The sequence below is a fragment of the Pseudomonas sp. TWI929 genome (assembly GCF_039673335.1).
Classification (GTDB): domain Bacteria; phylum Pseudomonadota; class Gammaproteobacteria; order Pseudomonadales; family Pseudomonadaceae; genus Aquipseudomonas.
Genome location: NZ_JBDJLK010000203.1, coordinates 1 through 268, shown reverse-complemented (window position 1 = coordinate 268; position 268 = coordinate 1). Strand labels below are relative to the sequence as shown.

Below are 268 nucleotides of genomic sequence, written 5' to 3'. Positions count from 1 at the left end.
CGTGACCATCGAAGGCGCCACGGGCGGCAACTTCGAGCAACTGACGCCGAACCCGACCCCGGCCCAAACCGCGATCAACGATTCGACCGACAACACCACCGCGACCCTGACGGCGAGCCCGTCGGTGACCGAAGGTGGCGTGATCACTTACACCGTCACCCTGAGCAACCCAGCCCAGACTCCGGTGACTATCACCCTGTCCAACGGTCAGACCATTACCGTTGAAGCGGGCAAGACCCAGGGCAGCGTCGATTTCCAGACCCCGGCG

1 protein-coding gene is annotated in these 268 nt (G+C 64.2%); it reads left to right on the top strand.

The features are described from left to right. Positions 1-268: immunoglobulin-like domain-containing protein (locus tag ABE456_RS28570; RefSeq protein ID WP_346646915.1), on the top strand; the 268-nt coding region annotated here is incomplete at both ends.